This is a genomic window from Limosilactobacillus gastricus PS3 (assembly GCF_000247775.1).
Classification (GTDB): Bacteria; Bacillota; Bacilli; order Lactobacillales; family Lactobacillaceae; genus Limosilactobacillus; species Limosilactobacillus gastricus_A.
In genome coordinates this window covers 65,014-79,918 of the sequence record NZ_AICN01000078.1, presented here as the reverse complement: position 1 = coordinate 79,918, position 14,905 = coordinate 65,014, and the positions used below count along the sequence as shown (strand labels likewise).

At 41.3% G+C, this 14,905-nt stretch carries 16 protein-coding genes and 19 tRNA genes; 31 read left to right on the top strand and 4 right to left on the bottom strand.

What is annotated here, in order from left to right:
* The first annotated feature begins 5 nt into the window (after nucleotides 1–5).
* The 19 genes from PS3_RS09495 (at nucleotide 6) to PS3_RS09405 (ending at nucleotide 1,696) form a co-directional block, all read left to right on the top strand.
* Nucleotides 6–78 (top strand) — tRNA-Val (locus PS3_RS09495).
* 19 nt (nucleotides 79–97) lie between these two features.
* Nucleotides 98–170 (top strand) — tRNA-Lys (locus PS3_RS09490).
* Nucleotides 171–207: 37 nt separating this feature from the next.
* Nucleotides 208–280 (top strand) — tRNA-Thr (locus PS3_RS09485).
* A 17-nt stretch (nucleotides 281–297) separates the two neighbouring features.
* Nucleotides 298–369: transfer RNA gene (locus PS3_RS09480), tRNA-Gly, on the top strand.
* Between the two features lie 24 nt (nucleotides 370–393).
* Nucleotides 394–482 (top strand) — tRNA-Leu (locus tag PS3_RS09475).
* A gap of 3 nt (nucleotides 483–485) precedes the next feature.
* A tRNA-Arg gene (locus PS3_RS09470) sits at nucleotides 486–559 on the top strand.
* A gap of 6 nt (nucleotides 560–565) precedes the next feature.
* A tRNA-Pro gene (locus PS3_RS09465) sits at nucleotides 566–639 on the top strand.
* A gap of 29 nt (nucleotides 640–668) precedes the next feature.
* Nucleotides 669–742, top strand: a tRNA-Met gene (locus PS3_RS09460).
* Between the two features lie 15 nt (nucleotides 743–757).
* Nucleotides 758–831 (top strand) — tRNA-Ile (locus PS3_RS09455).
* Nucleotides 832–860: 29 nt separating this feature from the next.
* Nucleotides 861–948 (top strand) — tRNA-Ser (locus PS3_RS09450).
* 9 nt (nucleotides 949–957) lie between these two features.
* A tRNA-Met gene (locus tag PS3_RS09445) sits at nucleotides 958–1,031 on the top strand.
* Between the two features lie 6 nt (nucleotides 1,032–1,037).
* Nucleotides 1,038–1,112: transfer RNA gene (locus PS3_RS09440), tRNA-Asp, on the top strand.
* A 12-nt stretch (nucleotides 1,113–1,124) separates the two neighbouring features.
* Nucleotides 1,125–1,197 (top strand) — tRNA-Phe (locus tag PS3_RS09435).
* Nucleotides 1,198–1,203: 6 nt separating this feature from the next.
* Nucleotides 1,204–1,274: transfer RNA gene (locus PS3_RS09430), tRNA-Gly, on the top strand.
* A 15-nt stretch (nucleotides 1,275–1,289) separates the two neighbouring features.
* Nucleotides 1,290–1,363 (top strand) — tRNA-Ile (locus PS3_RS09425).
* Nucleotides 1,364–1,368: 5 nt separating this feature from the next.
* Nucleotides 1,369–1,456, top strand: a tRNA-Ser gene (locus PS3_RS09420).
* Between the two features lie 4 nt (nucleotides 1,457–1,460).
* A tRNA-Glu gene (locus PS3_RS09415) sits at nucleotides 1,461–1,532 on the top strand.
* A gap of 9 nt (nucleotides 1,533–1,541) precedes the next feature.
* A tRNA-Met gene (locus tag PS3_RS09410) sits at nucleotides 1,542–1,615 on the top strand.
* Nucleotides 1,616–1,621: 6 nt separating this feature from the next.
* A tRNA-Asp gene (locus PS3_RS09405) sits at nucleotides 1,622–1,696 on the top strand.
* A gap of 40 nt (nucleotides 1,697–1,736) precedes the next feature.
* Here PS3_RS09405 and PS3_RS09400 read toward each other — a convergent pair.
* The gene (locus PS3_RS09400) at nucleotides 1,737–2,228 is read right to left on the bottom strand and encodes an antibiotic biosynthesis monooxygenase (RefSeq protein ID WP_040468834.1); all 492 of its coding nucleotides are present in this window, start codon (nucleotides 2,226–2,228) and stop codon (nucleotides 1,737–1,739) included.
* Between the two features lie 159 nt (nucleotides 2,229–2,387).
* Between PS3_RS09400 and spxA the strand changes: the two genes are divergently transcribed.
* From spxA to PS3_RS09385, 3 genes are all read left to right on the top strand, one after another.
* Nucleotides 2,388–2,795 carry a transcriptional regulator SpxA gene (spxA, locus tag PS3_RS09395; RefSeq protein WP_007122822.1) on the top strand — a complete coding sequence of 136 codons (408 nt, stop codon included), beginning with the start codon at nucleotides 2,388–2,390 and terminating at the stop codon, nucleotides 2,793–2,795.
* A gap of 91 nt (nucleotides 2,796–2,886) precedes the next feature.
* On the top strand, nucleotides 2,887–3,588 hold the full coding sequence (locus PS3_RS09390) for an adaptor protein MecA (protein ID WP_007122821.1): 702 nt from the start codon (nucleotides 2,887–2,889) through the stop codon (nucleotides 3,586–3,588).
* Nucleotides 3,589–3,662: 74 nt separating this feature from the next.
* Nucleotides 3,663–4,670, top strand: coding sequence for a competence protein CoiA (locus PS3_RS09385; protein ID WP_007122820.1), 1,008 nt, complete (start codon nucleotides 3,663–3,665; stop codon nucleotides 4,668–4,670).
* On the opposite strand, the gene PS3_RS09380 is transcribed toward PS3_RS09385, so the two are convergent.
* The gene (locus tag PS3_RS09380; protein WP_040468831.1) at nucleotides 4,641–5,231 is read right to left on the bottom strand and encodes a DsbA family protein; all 591 of its coding nucleotides are present in this window, start codon (nucleotides 5,229–5,231) and stop codon (nucleotides 4,641–4,643) included. The two genes, PS3_RS09385 and PS3_RS09380, sit on opposite strands and share 30 nt — an antisense overlap.
* A gap of 137 nt (nucleotides 5,232–5,368) precedes the next feature.
* Between PS3_RS09380 and PS3_RS09375 the strand changes: the two genes are divergently transcribed.
* From PS3_RS09375 to PS3_RS09365, 3 genes are read left to right on the top strand one after another with little or no spacing between them, the layout of a single operon-like run.
* Complete coding sequence (locus tag PS3_RS09375) at nucleotides 5,369–6,058, top strand: GTP pyrophosphokinase (protein ID WP_007122819.1); 690 nt, start codon at nucleotides 5,369–5,371, stop codon at nucleotides 6,056–6,058.
* Nucleotides 6,055–6,864: an NAD kinase gene (locus PS3_RS09370; protein WP_007122818.1), complete on the top strand. Its 810-nt coding sequence runs from the start codon at nucleotides 6,055–6,057 to the stop codon at nucleotides 6,862–6,864. Before PS3_RS09375 ends, PS3_RS09370 begins: the two co-directional genes overlap by 4 nt.
* Nucleotides 6,861–7,766: an RluA family pseudouridine synthase gene (locus PS3_RS09365; protein ID WP_007122817.1), complete on the top strand. Its 906-nt coding sequence runs from the start codon at nucleotides 6,861–6,863 to the stop codon at nucleotides 7,764–7,766. The genes PS3_RS09370 and PS3_RS09365 overlap by 4 nt, the downstream gene beginning before the upstream one ends.
* A gap of 41 nt (nucleotides 7,767–7,807) precedes the next feature.
* Here PS3_RS09365 and PS3_RS09360 read toward each other — a convergent pair whose 3' ends face one another.
* Complete coding sequence (locus PS3_RS09360) at nucleotides 7,808–8,830, bottom strand: lactonase family protein (RefSeq protein ID WP_040468829.1); 1,023 nt, start codon at nucleotides 8,828–8,830, stop codon at nucleotides 7,808–7,810.
* 87 nt (nucleotides 8,831–8,917) lie between these two features.
* On the opposite strand from PS3_RS09360, the gene PS3_RS09355 reads away from it, so the two are divergent.
* The 3 genes from PS3_RS09355 to PS3_RS09345 all read left to right on the top strand — a co-directional run bounded on the left by PS3_RS09355 (nucleotide 8,918) and on the right by PS3_RS09345 (nucleotide 12,733).
* Nucleotides 8,918–9,772 (top strand): methyltransferase domain-containing protein, encoded by an 855-nt coding sequence (locus PS3_RS09355; RefSeq protein WP_007122815.1) that lies wholly within the window; start codon nucleotides 8,918–8,920, stop codon nucleotides 9,770–9,772.
* Nucleotides 9,773–9,855: 83 nt separating this feature from the next.
* The gene (locus tag PS3_RS09350) at nucleotides 9,856–10,365 is read left to right on the top strand and encodes a tRNA (cytidine(34)-2'-O)-methyltransferase (protein ID WP_007122814.1); all 510 of its coding nucleotides are present in this window, start codon (nucleotides 9,856–9,858) and stop codon (nucleotides 10,363–10,365) included.
* 10 nt (nucleotides 10,366–10,375) lie between these two features.
* On the top strand, nucleotides 10,376–12,733 hold the full coding sequence (locus PS3_RS09345; protein ID WP_007122813.1) for an FtsK/SpoIIIE family DNA translocase: 2,358 nt from the start codon (nucleotides 10,376–10,378) through the stop codon (nucleotides 12,731–12,733).
* 48 nt (nucleotides 12,734–12,781) lie between these two features.
* Here PS3_RS09345 and PS3_RS10220 read toward each other — a convergent pair whose 3' ends face one another.
* On the bottom strand, nucleotides 12,782–12,901 hold the full coding sequence (locus tag PS3_RS10220) for a DUF4044 domain-containing protein (RefSeq protein WP_081478433.1): 120 nt from the start codon (nucleotides 12,899–12,901) through the stop codon (nucleotides 12,782–12,784).
* Nucleotides 12,902–13,006: 105 nt separating this feature from the next.
* On the opposite strand from PS3_RS10220, the gene PS3_RS09340 reads away from it, so the two are divergent.
* From PS3_RS09340 to rsmH, 3 genes are all read left to right on the top strand, one after another.
* A complete protein-coding gene (locus PS3_RS09340; protein WP_040468827.1) occupies nucleotides 13,007–13,366 on the top strand; it encodes a hypothetical protein in 360 nt (119 codons plus the stop codon).
* 132 nt (nucleotides 13,367–13,498) lie between these two features.
* Nucleotides 13,499–13,930, top strand: coding sequence for a division/cell wall cluster transcriptional repressor MraZ (gene mraZ / locus PS3_RS09335; RefSeq protein ID WP_007122812.1), 432 nt, complete (start codon nucleotides 13,499–13,501; stop codon nucleotides 13,928–13,930).
* Between the two features lie 15 nt (nucleotides 13,931–13,945).
* Entirely contained in the window at nucleotides 13,946–14,893 is a 948-nt protein-coding gene (gene rsmH, locus PS3_RS09330; protein ID WP_007122811.1) for a 16S rRNA (cytosine(1402)-N(4))-methyltransferase RsmH, read from the top strand.
* Nucleotides 14,894–14,905 lie beyond the last annotated feature (12 nt).

Genomic DNA, 14,905 nt, shown 5'->3' with positions numbered 1-14,905 from the left:
TATTTGGAGGATTAGCTCAGTTGGGAGAGCGTCTGCCTTACAAGCAGAGGGTCACAGGTTCGAGCCCTGTATCCTCCATTGAGCGATATAAGCTCATGAGCCGTTAGCTCAGTTGGTAGAGCATCTGACTTTTAATCAGAGGGTCGACGGTTCGAGCCCGTCACGGCTCATTGCTATTATATAAGGATATAAAGCATTGGCTGTTAAGCCGACTTAGCTCAGTTGGCAGAGCATCTGTCTTGTAAACAGAAGGTCGGAGGTTCGAACCCTCTAGTCGGCATTAATTAAATATTTTATGCGGAAGTAGTTCAGTGGTAGAACATCACCTTGCCATGGTGGGGGTCGCGGGTTCGAATCCCGTCTTCCGCTTTGCCAATTCCATTTTTGTAATCTGCCGGGGTGGCGGAATTGGCAGACGCACAGGACTTAAAATCCTGCGGTCAGTGATGACCGTACCGGTTCGATCCCGGTCCTCGGCACCATATGCACCTATAGCGCAATTGGATAGAGTGTCTGACTACGAATCAGAAGGTTGCAGGTTCGACTCCTGCTAGGTGCATTTCAACGGGAAGTAGCTCAGCTTGGTAGAGCACCTGGTTTGGGACCAGGGGGTCGCAGGTTCGAATCCTGTCTTCCCGATTGGTAATTTTTTAATATGATTCCTTATTCGCGGTGTAGCTCAGCTGGCTAGAGCGTCCGGTTCATACCCGGGAGGTCGAGGGTTCGATCCCCCCCGCCGCGATTTGGGTGGCTTTTTGGACCTTTAGCTCAGTTGGTTAGAGCAAGCGGCTCATAACCGCCCGGTCGTAGGTTCGAGTCCTACAAGGTCCATATTTGATTACCATACAGTTGAATATTTTGGAGGATTACCCAAGTGGCTGAAGGGGGCGGTCTTGAAAACCGCTAGGTCGTTAACGCGGCGCAAGAGTTCGAATCTCTTATCCTCCTTTTTATTATCGCGGGGTAGAGCAGCCTGGTAGCTCGTCGGGCTCATAACCCGGAGGTCGTTGGTTCAAATCCAGCCCCCGCAATTATTTGGTCCATTGGTCTAGTTGGTTTAGGACGCATCCCTGTCACGGATGAGATCACGAGTTCGAGTCTCGTATGGACCGTTTGTATATTTTGGCTCGGTAGCTCAGTTGGTAGAGCAACGGATTGAAGCTCCGTGTGTCGGCGGTTCGATTCCGTCCCGCGCCATTTTATGCGGGTATAGTTTAGTGGTAGAACCTCAGCCTTCCAAGCTGATGACGCGAGTTCGATTCTCGTTACCCGCTTTTTAAACTAAATATGGGTCTATAGCTCAGCTGGTTAGAGCGCACGCCTGATAAGCGTGAGGTCGGTGGTTCGAGTCCACTTAGACCCACTTTTGGAGAAGTACTCAAGTGGCTGAAGAGGCGCCCCTGCTAAGGGTGTAGATCGGGAAACTGGTGCGAGGGTTCGAATCCCTCCTTCTCCATAATGGCCCGTTAGTCAAGCGGTTAAGACACCACCCTTTCACGGTGGTATCGTGGGTTCGAATCCCGCACGGGTCATTTTATTATCGCGGGGTAGAGCAGCCTGGTAGCTCGTCGGGCTCATAACCCGGAGGTCGTTGGTTCAAATCCAGCCCCCGCAATTATTTGGTCCATTGGTCTAGTTGGTTTAGGACGCATCCCTGTCACGGATGAGATCACGAGTTCGAGTCTCGTATGGACCGTATTGTAAAAAAGATCGAAGCAATTAGCTTCGATCTTATTTTAGTTTAAAATACGAAAATCTTGATGGTAAAAGGTATTTTGCGGATCACGATTACTAAATGATTTTAAAGGTTGGTATACGTTACTGTTTAACCATTCCTGTAAGGCTGCTTCACTTTCCCAACTCGTAATCAATATTATGTGATTAGAATCTTTTAGATCCTGCATGATAAAGGCTGCTGAAAATGCTGCTAGTTGTGTTTTGTTAAAGACCTGCCGGGCAGTTTCTAATAATGATTCTCGTTTTTTTACATCATCGTTGTATGATTCAATATGAACGACTCCGCTCAGCTTATTATCATAATAATGTTCAAGAACTTGATAACTGATCGGGCTAACAAAATTACTCTCACGGTTTCCAGTTACATCAAAAAGATAGGTTCGATTGGAGCTGATTTCATTTGCTAATCGATATTGACGGTCTGGATTATTGTCAATTATAGTTTTGAGAATACTAGGTGATCCTGAAGTATAGTGTAAATAGTTCATCATAAGATAACCCCCTTTACATATATTATAATTCTATTTTATAGTTTGAGTCGGACAAAATTACACTTACAAAAAGTAATTAAAATTTTCTTAAAGGGGTATTTTTCTTACAAAAAGATAGTATAATTAAGATAGTGAATTTGACATAGGGAGGTTGATTTTATGGTTACCTTATATGTAACGCCAAGTAGTACATCAAGTCGGAAAGCCCGGGCTTGGTTTGAAAAACACAATATTCCATTTAATGAACGTAATATTATTGCTAATCCATTATCTATCGATGAAATCAAATCGATTTTACGAATGACTGAAAACGGAACTGAGGATCTTATTTCTACTCGTTCTAAGGCATTTCAGGCCTTAGATGTCGATCTAGATGAAGTGCCGATGAATGATTTATACCAAATTATTCATGATAATCCGGGCATGTTACGGCGTCCAATTATGATGGATGATAAACGTTTACAAATTGGCTATAATGAGGATGAAATTCGGCGGTTTTTACCACGAGAAATTCGTCAAATGGAGTTAGCCAAAGCTCAAGAACTGGCTGAACTTTTAGAAGCTTAATCGGGAAGGGTCACAAATGTGGTTCTTCCCTTTATTATTGCCCAAAGATGTTATAAAATGGTAACATTATATATTAAAGAAGGGGGGCATCATGATGGAAGTAAATCGACTTGATGACGATACATTACAGGTGATTATTAGTCAAGATGACCTTGAAGCGCGTGGCATTACAATGCTCGATTTGATGGGCGATCAACATCAGATTCAAGAATTTTTCTATCAGGTTTTAGAAGAAGTTGATACGGAAAACCAATTTAAGGATAATGATTCCGTGACTTTTCAGGTTTTACAATCGCCTAGCGGAATTGAACTAATCATCTCAAAAAATAATTCGTTCTTAGATAACCCAGAGCTATTACAACAACATCAAGAGCAGTTATCTAAATTTCTTAAAAAAGAATTGCAAGCACATGATCGCAAGACAACAATTAGTGATCATGATGATTCGTCAGCAGAACAAACTGATGAAATTGAATCTGCCTTAAATGATCCTGATTTACAAAAGTATACCAAAGTAGTTTCATTTGCCGACTTTGAAGATTTTATTGAACTTTCACGATTGGCAGATACATCTAATCTGGCATCTGATCTATATAAATATCAGGATCATTACTACTTAATTTTGACCTTTTTTGAAAATGGTGATCTCACGTCGGAAGCAATTCGGGACCGTCTCGGAATTGTATACGAATATGCGAATGAATCAACGATGGATCCAATGCTTTTACGTGAACATGGTCAGCATGTGATGACCCAAGCTGCTTTTGAGTTAGCTCGACATTATTTTGCCTAATTTAAACCCTTTTAAATTGAACTTTGGTTTGATTTAAAGGGGTTTTTACGTATTTCCTTTTAGGAGGGAAATATATGTTAATAGCATTTAATTCACAAGGTCAATTAATTCATGCTAGCCAAGCTAAAGCGAAAGTTAAATATTACTGCCCAGAAACGTTTGTGCCAATGGAGATGCGCTTAAGTAGTAAGAATCAGCCATATTTTGCCAAAATTAATCATCAGGGAGCGGCCGAAAGCCAGGAACATTTATTAGGAAAACAGCAAATCTATACGTGGTGTCAACAGCAAGGATGGCCGGCTGAATTGGAAGTACCGGTTAATTCAATTCAGCAGCGCATTGATGTATTGGCTAACGTAAAGCTGCAAAAGATTGCTTTTGAATTTCAATGTAGTCCAATCAGTATTCAGACGCTTAAAAAGCGGACCACATATTATTGGCGAGCTGGTTATAATGTTTATTGGTTTTTAGGATCACCCTACCGGCCAATTTCAAGAAAGATGAAAGCTAAATTTACGCAATGGGATCAACAGCAGCCGGTCCTTTATTGGTGGCATGTTAAGCAAGGCAAACTTAGCAAACAGGTTATGAATTTGAATAATTTTAAAAATAATGACCTAATCAGCCGTGAGCTGAATCGACTAAAATGGCAGCGACGGCATAAAACTCATTCAACACTGCTTAATCTAGCCTACCTAAACCATCACCAACTATGGCTTTGTCCAGCCTTCTTACATAATTGGGGCGAAAATTGGCCACTAACCAGTGAGCATTTATTAGAATGGCAACTAAAAATTTTATTACAGTTGGAAAGATTGCCTTTAAAAAGTCAATGGACACTAGAACAGTGGTTTCAGTGGGTGGAACAACAAACTAATTGGTTACCAATGCCTTGTTTAAGGGTTAAACAACAGCAAATTTTACATCAACGTTTAATTAATCAGTTAACTCAAAGGTGGTCCCAAGCGGGAATATTGAAAGTAACAAAGCAAGACATAATTTTCTGGCAGTTTCCCAAGTGGTATGGTAGTGAACAAGAAAAAAAGCGTCACTTAAGTTCGTGGCGCTGGGATCAAATTTAAAGTATTGGGCTGATTTAATAATTGGGTTAATTTTTGGATGGAGAAGTCACTAATAAAACTAGCATATTGCTCGTTTTGACTATCGATCAGAACTACTGAAGTTGGCTCTTGAATTTTGAATTCATGAACTAAGCGATTCATTTGTTGAATGGCTTGTTGAACTAATTTACTTTTCCGATCTAAATAAAATTGTTCTGGGTCGAGTTTAACATCGTTAATCGCTTCAGCAACGAGTTGTTGAGTATATGGTTGCTGGTCATGAATAATTGTTGATTGTAACTTGCAGAGGAATTTAATACCACGTTTTTTCCCTTGAAGAAGGGCGGCTTGATAATCAAGGGTAATATGGTTCATCAAAATATTGATTGCTTGCTGATTCTTCATTGATGGGGTGCGGTGTAAATCAGCAAGAGCTCGGTTAATGGTCTCTTGATTTATTAAAGGAATTACTTGATAACAAATTTTGGTTGAGGTGAAGTTCTTTTGACAAGTCATTAATTCCAGTTCACGACGTAAACATCGAGAACCTAATGGACTTACAAAAAGATATATTTCTAGCATAATCAATCCTCCACAAGATCTTTAATTAATTTTTACAGAACCGCTTCCAAATGTAAAGAAAAGTGAATTAGATGGATTTAATGGTTATTTGCTTTAATTATGCTAAAATATAAAGCGTATTTACGGGAGGTGACGAGATGATTGAGGATTGGAAACATTTTTTATTACCTTATCAGCAGGCGGTTGACGAATTAAAGGTAAAATTACGGGGAATGCGGAAACAATTTCAGGATCAATCGGCGCATTCACCAATCGAATTCGTAACCGGTCGAGTTAAACCGGTGGAAAGTATCCAAGAAAAAATGGTCCGTCGCCATGTTCAAGAAGATCGGCTCGAACAAGATATGCAAGATATCGCTGGATTACGGATCATGTGTCAGTTTGTCGAAGATATCTACCAAGTCGTTGATTTGTTACGGGAACGAACCGACATTACGATTATTGAGGAACGAGATTACATTACGAATGTTAAACCTAGTGGCTACCGTTCGTATCATATTGTCATCGAGTATCCAGTTCAATTGGTAACGGGTGAAAAGCGGATTTTAGCCGAGATTCAGGTGCGGACCTTAGCCATGAATTTTTGGGCGACGGTTGAGCACTCATTGAATTATAAGTATCAAGGGGAATTTCCAGAGGCCATGGCGGCTCGCTTAAAGACAGCTGCCGAAGCTGCTTTTAAGCTGGATGAAGAAATGTCGGAAATTCGAGAAGATATTCAAGAAGCCCAGCAATTATTTTCCCATGGTCGGGGAGCGGAATGGACCAAAAGCGCGATTGAATCGCAAGAAGATCAAAATGATCAAGTAGAAAGAGGAAATGAATGAAGTACGCCATTTATACATATGACTCAGAACAGTCACTCCAAGTTCGCCAGGAGATTCTAGACCAAGCCGAAGGAACCGAGTTGGAATATGACGAAACTTATCCCGAAGTAGTGATTTCAGTTGGTGGAGATGGAACCTTGTTGTCGGCCATTCATAAATATCAGGATCAACTAGATCAGATTCGGTTTGTGGGGATTCATACGGGACACCTTGGATTTTACGCAGATTGGCGACCTTATGAAGTCGCTGAACTAGTGGAAAGTCTTAAAAACGATAGTGGTCAATCCGTCACTTATCCCTTGTTAAAAACGGAAGCCTTATATGACGATGGTTCAATCGAGGAAAGTGTAGCCATTAACGAAGCGACCATTCGGGATTTCTCAAAAACCCTGGTGTGTGACGTTTACATTAACCATAATCTGTTTGAACGATTCCGGGGTGATGGCTTGTGTATCTCCACCCCAACTGGTTCTACGGCTTATAACAAATCGGTTGGTGGGGCCATCATGGATCCGCGGATTATTGGTTTCCAGGTTGCGGAAATGGCTTCTTTGAACAACATGATCTTTCGGACGATTGGTTCTCCCGTAATTTTAGGGACCCATGCTCAGCTGAATATCAAGATCATGAATGATGAAAATCTAATTTTAACCAATGATCGTGAAATTACGAAATTAGATGACGATCAACGTCATTTAACTGAAATTAAGTATTGCGTGGCTAGTCAACGAGTGTATTTTGCTAAATATCGGCATACTAGTTTTTGGAAACGAGTCCGCGATTCCTTCATTGGTGATGAAAATTGAGGTTTGATTGGACCTACCGAGGGAAGTACCCACGTCGATTAAGAGCAGTTTTAAAATCCTTTGGGGTTAGCAGTTCGTTAATTAAAGTCGCCATTTTTCATGGGGGACAAATGCAAATTAACAACCATCCCCAGTGGGCGGTAGCACAGGTTCAACCAGGAGATCAGGTTAGTTTATTACTTCCTGATGAGCCAGCCAATCCTAATTTGGATGTCAGTGATGAGCCATTAGAGATTGTGTATGAAGATCGTGACTTTTTAGTGGTGAATAAACCAGCGGGGGTTGCGACCGTTCCTGCTCATAATGTTCCGGTCCATAATAGTCTCGTTAATCGGCTAAAGGGTTATTATCTGCGTCAACAATACCCAAATCAGGTTACCCATGTTGCCACGCGGTTAGATCGCGATACTAGTGGACTTGTAGTTTTCCCGAAACACCGTTTTGCTCATGCGGTATTGGATCAACAATTGAAGCAACACCAGGTGACCAAACGGTATCTAGCAATTGTGCAAGGAAAAGTGCCAGCGAAGCATGGAGTAATCATGGCTCCCATTCGTCGAGATCCAGCATCTTTTGTGCAACGACAAGTCGCCCGTGATGGGAAAATGTCAATCACGGAGTATTGGGCACAAGAGATGACCGATGCGAAGACAGTTGTGCGGATCGCTTTACATAGCGGACGGACCCATCAGATTCGGGTCCACTTTCAATCCATTGGACACCCTTTAATTGGTGACGATATGTATGGACAAGCTTCGCCTTTAATTAATCGCCAGGCTCTACACTGTCAATATGTTAGCTTTTATAGTCCTTTTATTAATCAAGTAATTGAAGTATCGGTACCAATTCCTGCTGATATGCGGAATTTGATTCAAAAAAATGAGGCCGGAAGAAATTTTTAGATTCTTCATCGGCCTCATTTATTTGGCTAAGAGCGACTTAATTACCATTGCTTAACACATACTGGTTCTGGACAGGCAACATCTTTTTGCAAAAGCGTTAATAAGCCAGTTTCAGGATCTCGAGCATATAAAGTCAAATTATCGGATTCCTGATTGGAAGCAACTAGGAAATCCTCATTTTTACTTAAATCAAAATCCCGTGGGAAATCCCCTTCAGTTGAAATTGATTGGATATGTTTAACGGTGGAATCATCTTGGACAGCAAAGACAGCTAATGTATTTTCTCCTCGATTGGAAGTGTAAACATATTTGCCATCACTACTAATATGAATTGCGGCTGCTCCGTTGTGAGCGGTCCAATCATCGGGAATCGTCTTAATAGTTTGAAGATGTTCAAAACTACCCGTATTAGCATCATACTTTAAAACTTCTAATTGGCTACTTAATTCGCCAAGGACGTAAGCAACTTTTCCATCAGGACTAAAGGTTAAGTGACGGGTTCCAAAGCCCGCTTCATGCTGATAAGTAGAAACAAAGGTCAATTGACCATTTTCACTGACGTCATAAACGATGGTTTGATCAAGTCCTAAATCACATACTACTAATCGGTGGTCAGGAGTTAAGTCAGCATAGTGAGCGTGAGGATTATCCTGTTCAGGACGTGGACCTGTTACCCCTGAGTGCTTAACTTCGTCGGTTTGGGTCAAACTTTGGTCGTCGTTAATGTGGTAAACTGTAACTGTTCCAGCGTGGTAATTAGCCGAGTACAATAGGGAACGAGCTTGATCCACGGCGACGTATGCAGGTGGAGCTACCACACTTAAATTAGTCTTAAGTAATTCAGCTTGGTCTCCTTGAAGGACGTATGAAGCCACGCCACCTTCATCGCCAATTTGTTTCACACTGTAAAGATGGTCATTTAGTACTTGTAAGTATGCCGGCTTTCCCGATTTAGCGACAAGCCAAACAGGACTTAAGCTTGCTTGTTCCGAATCCAAGGTAACTCCATAGATTCCTTGGCTGGTTTTCTTAGTATAAGTTCCAATTAGAAATTTTTCTGTCACAATAATAGCCTCCTTTAATATAATCAATCTTATAATAACAGGCTCGTCTCTGAAGTGCTAGTGATGGTAATCTAGAAAGGTTTTTAGATGAAAAAAATAAAAGTTGTTGAAACGTGGTTAAGCGAGCATTTAGCCATGTTTCAATGTCCAGTTTGCCAATCAGCAATTGTGAACCTTGATCAACATAGTTTGATTTGTTCTAATCGCCATTTTACTAATATTAACAAGCATGGATATGTTTACTTCATGAATCATGCGGCGAAGGGTGAATATGATCGCGAGATGTTATTAGATCGCCGAAAACTATTACAAGCGGGACTATTTAAACCCATGGTAGAAGTGGTGGCTCGGCGACTCAGCGCGCAAGATGAAACTATCCTAGACGTAGGAACTGGGGAAGGGACCCCTTTAGATCAGATCAGGCAGGCTCGGGCTAATTATAATGACACCTATTTAGGGTTTGATATTGCTAAAGATGGAGTGCAACTGGCCACCCAACTAGATCCCCACCTTTTCTTTTGTGTTGCTGATTTACGAAAACTCCCCTTCCAATCACAACAGTTTTCGACGATTGTTGAATTCTTTTCACCCTCAGATTATGGTGAATTTAAGCGTGTTTTAAAACCTGGTGGTCAGGTTTTAAAAGTGATCCCTAATCCGGATTATTTAATTGAGTTACGACAACTACTCTATGCTGATGATCAGGACCATCAAACTTACTCGAACCAATCCGTTAAAGATTTATTCAAAGTTCATTATCCACAGATGGAAGAAGAACGTATTCAATATCAATTTGATTTACCATTTGATTTAAGATCTAGCCTAGTTAAAATGTCGCCTTTGCATTGGGGAAAAGCCGCGAAGACCTTAACGGATGAAGACCTAATCAAACTTACTCAGGTCACTGTTGATGTCCAACTATTAATTGGTCATCAATCATAAGTATGGTAAAATAACTAAGAATTAATGGGTATCGTGAAGCAGTCCGGCGCCTCTGCCACCTGCTTTTTTTATTGAGGAGAATCATGACTAATCACATTGTATTATTTGAACCGCTTTTTCCAGCTAATACTGGAAATATTGCGCGAACTTGTGCGGGCACCAATACGGTTTTACATTTAATTAAACCGCTAGGCTTTTCAACGGATGATAAACATATGAAACGCGCAGGACTAGACTATTGGGATAAGGTCGAAGTTGTTTATCATGACGATTTGCCTTCCTTCATGGCGACTTTACCTGACCTAGAAAACTTTTATATTGTTTCAAAATTTGCTGAACGCGATTATAGTCAGGCCGATTATATGACGGCTGGCGATCATTATTTCTTATTTGGAAAAGAAACGACTGGCTTGCCAGAACCATTTATGCGTCAGTATCCTGATCAGGCCATTCGGATTCCACAAAATGATGATCATATTCGTGCACTGAACTTATCGAATAGTGCTGCAATTGTGATTTATGAAGCTATGCGCCAACAAGGATTTCCGCAATTAGCACGGACGCATCGTTACGAAGATGACAAATTAAAGTAAGGGGGTAAATATGGCAGCGAAACGGACGACCAGTCGTAAACGAACCGCTTCACCACGCCGGCGACGAACTAATGCAAGCGCTAGACAGCGAGATCAACGGATTATTTTTAGCTTAAGTGGAATTTTGGTGATCCTATTGACGCTTTTAGGCCTGTTTCGTTTGGGACTAATTGGTCAGTGGGTGTACGATCTTTTTATGATCCTAGGGGGACAAAGTTACTTTGTCTTAATGTTAGTGCTTATAATATATTGCCTCGGGCTAAGTATCTATGGTAAATTTCCCCACTTTAAGAAACGGTTAATTATCGGCTTTGGTCTATTTTATCTTGGCCTGGTTACCTATCTACATTATTTAATGTTTAATCAAATTGACCAAGCCCAGCATATTTTTAATACAACATGGAACAATATTCTTCAAGCAACACTGGGTGGTGATAACACCTTGTTTGTTGGTGGGGGAATGATTGGGGCGATGTGTTATCAAATTACTAGTTATCTGATTGCCCCAATCGGAAATGCCATCTTGGGATGGTTACTCATGTTAGTTGGAGTCGTGGTATTCTTTAATTTGCCGTGGAATAAGGTTCTAGTGGGGGTTCAAAACCTCTTCCACTGGCTAAAAGATCAAGGTGAACGTCGAAAGAATCAAACAAGCCAGTCTCATTCAAAACCAGGGCAAAAACAAGTTAAGAAAAGGGCCAAAGAATCTGATAAGAGGACCTCGCTTTTGGATAAATTTAAGGACCGCCGTCAGGATCCGGCTGAGAAAGATTTACCAACACCAGTCAGTGAACGGCCGCCAATTGTTGAACCAACGATTAACGTGGCCACCTCAACGAATCCAACTAAACCAAGTGAAAACTTGCAAAATTCACAAACCAATACTCCTGACGTGGAAACCAGTGATGAAGGTCATGAAGGGGTGGTTTTAGCGGGAGTTGAGGGGTCAACGGTCGATGATGATTATCAATTACCGCCAGCTAATTTATTGGCGAAGGTACAATCGACCGATCAAAGTGCAGATCTTAACTCGATTAAGGCTAATACCAAAAAATTACAAGAAACTTTGGCTTCATTTGGAGTTGATGCCACGGTAGAAAATGTTAACCTAGGGCCAACCGTAACCAAATACGAACTTCGACCTGCCATTGGGGTTAAGGTTAGTAAAATAACTCACTTAGCGGATGATTTAGCGCTGGCTTTAGCTGCAAAAGATATTCGGATCGAAGCACCGATTCCGGGCAAATCATTAATTGGGATTGAAGTTCCCAATACTAAGATTGCGACCGTAGGCTTTCGTGATATGATTGAAGCCGCCCCACGAAATGACAAACCATTAGAGGTTCCGCTTGGTCGGACGGTAACGGGGACGGTCATGATGGCTGACCTGACGAAAATGCCGCATTTGTTAATTGCGGGATCGACCGGGAGCGGGAAGTCCGTTGCAATCAACGGGATTATTGTGTCAATCTTAATGAAGGCCAAACCAAATCAAGTCAAATTCTTGATGATTGATCCGAAAAAGGTTGAATTAAGTATTTACAATGGGATCCCTCATCTCCTAAGTCCAGTCGTTTCGGAACCCAAGAAGGCGGCGCGGGCCTTAGGAAAAGTGGTTGCCGAGATGGAACGCCGCTATGAATTGTTCTCCGCCTTTAATGTCCGAAATTTAGACGGATATAATCAGATGGTGCGGGAAAGTGGTGAAGCAGATCAACATGAATTGCCTTTAATTTTGGTAATTGTTGATGAATTGGCTGATTTGATGATGACGGTTTCGAATGATGTTGAAACCGCAATTGTCCGGATTGCCCAGATGGGGCGTGCGGCTGGGATTCATATGATCCTAGCTACGCAGCGACCGTCAGTCGATGTAATTACGGGCTTAATTAAGGCCAATGTTCCCTCCCGGATTGCCTTTGCCGTTTCAAGTGGGATTGACTCGCGGACAATTCTGGATGCTAATGGTGCGGAAAAATTACTAGGGCGTGGGGACATGTTATTCCAGCCGATTGATCAGAATAAACCGACTCGGGTACAAGGAGCCTTTATTTCGGATCATGATGTTGAATCAGTTGTTGATTTCATCAAGGATGAAAGTCAAGTTGAATATGATGATCGTATCGTCGTGACGGATAATGAAATGGAACAGGCTGAAAATGCAGAAGATGAAGATGAGTTGTTTCAAGAGGCCTTAGCCTTTGTCGTTGATCAGCAAAAGGCATCGACCTCGTTAATTCAACGCCGCTTCCGGATTGGTTATAATCGGGCTGCCCGAATTATTGATGATTTAGAACAGCGTGGCTATATCGGCCCCGCGAACGGATCCAAACCTCGCGAAGTATATAAACAAGCGGATCATGAATAAAAAAATCCCCCACTTCTTACCACAAGTAAGAGTGGGGGATTTCAACCATTAAAGTAAGCCTAGGGCCCCAATGGCAGAAATAACTAAAGAACCAATGGTGGCAATTAGCATTAGCCAAACAACCACCATCGTGATTTTTTGAAAGGTGGATTTCTTTTTTCGTTGCATTAGAATTCTCCTAAATATTAATGTAACTAGTGTAACCAGAATGAATTGAAATTTCAAATTTGTTTCTTTAGAATAAGATGCAGTGAAAAAATGGTGGTATCGAGTATGTCCTTAAATTATCAAAAATTACTTATTGATGGTGCGATTATTATTGGCATCTATGTTTTACAATTATTAGTCTTTCGATTATTGCAGATTACTCCCCGTCTAGGACGTCAAAAATTAAATTGGGCTTGGGGAATTATGCTAATGCTCTTGGCATATCTAAATTTGGGCTTTTATTGGTTTGCTTTCCCGGTGATCGGATGGATGATCATTGGACTAACGATCGTCGTGATTCAATGGCATCGGACCCATGAGTTAGTCTATCGAAAGTATTGGACCGCTTTTTGGCAGTGGACCTATGTTTATGCAACAGTAGTCTTCATTGGATCCTTGTTTGGTACGGCTTTGCCAGTCATTTAAATAATTTTATAAAGAGAGTTCTCACGAAAAGTGGGGACTTTTTTTGTTTTGGGAGATATGTAAAATGATGTGGTGAGAAGTGGGGGATTGTGGTAGACTAAAATAAGAAAAATTGGGAGGAGGTGATTAACCGTGTTTATGGGTGAGTTTGAACATTCAATTGATAATAAAGGGCGGTTAATCATTCCTGCTAAATTTCGAAATCAAGTTGGCTCCACTTGTGTCGTTACTCGAGGAATGGATCATAGCTTGAGCGTGTACACGATGGAAGAATGGGATAAGGTAAAACAACGTTTAGCCCAATTACCATCAACTAAGGGCAATGCGCGAAAGTTTGTTCGTTTTATTTTTTCGGCAGCGACAGAATGTGAATTTGATAAACAAGGCCGGATCAATATTCCTCAAAATTTATTGACGCACGCGGAAATTGATAAGAAATGTGCCATTATTGGCGTTTCGAGCCATTTTGAAATCTGGGATGCCGATAATTGGTCTACTTATCAAGCCGATGCAGCAGAAGATTTTGATGACATTGCCGAAGAAATTGGTGATCTTAACTTTTAATAAGGAGGCAACCCAATGACACAATTTAATCATGTGACGGTGTTGCTTCATGAAGCAGTGGATGGTCTGAATATCAAACCTGCTGGAATATATGTTGACGGGACTCTTGGCGGAGGCGGCCACAGTCAAGCAATTTTAGAGCGGCTGTCATCTGAAGGACATTTATATGCGTTTGATCAGGATCAGACCGCCATTCAGTATAATCAAGAACACCTCAAACAGTATATTGATGATGGACGGCTGACTTTAGTGAAAAGTAACTTTAGCCAATTAAAAGTTGCCCTGGCACAAGCAGGGGTTAGCACGATTGATGGCATGGTCTATGACCTGGGAGTTTCATCGCCACAATTTGATGATGCAAAACGCGGCTTTTCTTATCAACATGATGCTCCTTTAGATATGCGGATGGATCAAACACAATCCCTGTCAGCGATGGAAGTAGTAAACGAATGGTCGTTTCAGGATCTGATGCGAATTTTGTCACGATATGGGGAAGAAAAATTTGCCAAACAGATCGCAAGGTCCATTGAAAAGCAACGGCAAGCAGCACCAATTAAAACCACGTTAGAATTGGCTGAAATTGTAAAAAATGCGATTTCAGCACCAGCTCGTCGTCATGGCGGTCATCCTGCCAAAAAGAGCTTTCAGGCCATTCGAATTGCAGTTAATAATGAACTGGGTGTTTTAGAAAGTTCACTCGAACAGGCACTAGATTTGTTAACAGTTGGGGGAAGAATTAGTGTCATAACCTTCCAATCCTTAGAGGATCGATTGGTTAAAACGATGTTTAAGGAACGAACGACGATTCCGGATTTGCCAGCAGGATTACCGGTAATTCCCAAAGAAACCCAACCTGATTTCAAATTAGTAAACAAAAAGCCAATCATCGCCAGTGATCAAGAATTAGCAACGAACCATCGAGCTCACAGTGCGAAGTTAAGAATTATTGAACGGATTAAATAGAAAAAGAGGGAA